We start from the raw sequence: 1558 nt of genomic DNA on the forward strand, positions 1-1558 counted from the left end.
CAACTCGCTTCCCCCAAATACACACTCCTCGAGGCACTCTTTCCCGTCCTCGAAACAAAGAACAAATACACGTGTACCCTGTCGCCTTCAAACTCCTCCGGCATTGTAAACCGGTAGATGCCATCCTTCCGCTTCGCCTCATTCCTTTTCACATGAAAGGCATCCTTCTGTTCACTGTAGAGCACCACCGTCACCTTGTCGTCGGCGAGAGCCAGCGCGTTCAGCACCACCGGCCACTCTGCCGTCACCGAAGTACCGGTTACCCGAAGGACAGTATTTGCAGGCACACAGAGCCTGCCATTGCTCAGCCGCACCTTCGGAAAATTGACGCTTATCTGGGGATGGTCGCCGCACAGAGCGAAATTGAGCAGGTGCGAAAGTGCGGCATGATAGCCCTGTTGTTTATTACGCGTTTGGTAAACCGCGTTGAGCAGCGCCATCAGGGGAGAAAGAAAATGAGCCGCCAGTGCAAACTTTGCACGGTTAGCCTGCTGGGCCATACTGGGAGCTCCCTTTTTAGCTCCCGGAACTTTTCTAGTGGAAATATTCATGATCTTTAAGGTTAAAAAGTGCGGCCGGCACTGAAACCGGCCTGCACTCTGATTAAAAGTATTTGATTAAAAAGCCGTTACCTTGCCCAGGTAAGCACTCTCACTGTACTTGCCGTCGGTAGAGCTGAAAAACATCAGCCCCTCGATGGAATCAGACGAAAACTCATCGGGGAACGGAATTTCGATCTTTCCCTCTTCCCTGGTTGCCTTTCCGAGGCTAAGCAGGTGTACCCTTTCAGTGGTATTGTAAAGAACGATGTTCGCCACATCGTCCGGGCTGCCGGTTAAGTCATCAGAACCAGGAAACCAGGCCACCTCTATTATACCCGACTTTTCCGAGGTCATTTTAGGACTTATAGGCCTCTGCAGGGCACCGCGGCTGATGAGCAGCTTGCTAAAATCGATTGAGAAGTCCGGGGATATACCGGTCACCGCTTTGTTGAGGTTCTCGTGCACAGCCAGGTTATAACCCGTGGCACGACTGGTATCCCGGCTGCTGTACGATCTTTCCATCAGGTTCTTAAGCGGGGCCAGGAACGAAACGATCAAAGCGAACCTCGACTGCTGATCGAGCTGGCTCTGAGCAGAAGGCTTCACCCTCCTGCGGGATAAGCCTTTGATATAATCGATGCTGCGCCAGCTTGAACCGATCACGCTACCTGCTTTTCCTGAAAAACCGCCATTGGCACCATTTCTAATTTGTCCCATGTTTTTAAAAATTTAATAGTTCAACATTCTGTTCATTACGTCAGCCTCTTGATTACCGGTAATTGCTGGATGACAGGACAAACATAGAGTCACTTTTCACAAATACCTAATTTACAAAGCCTTACTTCCATAATTTTCCGGAATCTTCCGCCAATTTCCGTGAATTTCCGGGTAAAAAACTGTCCATTCCTAAAAAAGCTATACACAAATTAAAAAGTGTATGGAAAGTAAAAGAAGGAAAGCGAAGTCAGAGAGAGAGGGAAAGCATACGCCCTTTGACAAGCGGGAAATTAAGAAAA

2 protein-coding genes are annotated in these 1558 nt (G+C 49.0%); both read right to left on the reverse strand.

The features are described from left to right. Positions 1-551, reverse strand: a 551-nt coding sequence (locus DDR33_RS26005; protein WP_158280831.1) for a DUF6266 family protein, incomplete at its 3' end; no start/stop codon positions are given. Positions 552-617: 66 nt separating this feature from the next. Then, positions 618-1259: a DUF6266 family protein gene (locus tag DDR33_RS21770; RefSeq protein ID WP_109417919.1), complete on the reverse strand. Its 642-nt coding sequence runs from the start codon at positions 1257-1259 to the stop codon at positions 618-620. Between the last annotated feature and the right edge of the window lie 299 nt (positions 1260-1558).

It is taken from the genome of Pararcticibacter amylolyticus, from assembly GCF_003130405.1.
GTDB classification, from domain to species: Bacteria; Bacteroidota; Bacteroidia; order Sphingobacteriales; family Sphingobacteriaceae; genus Arcticibacter; species Arcticibacter amylolyticus.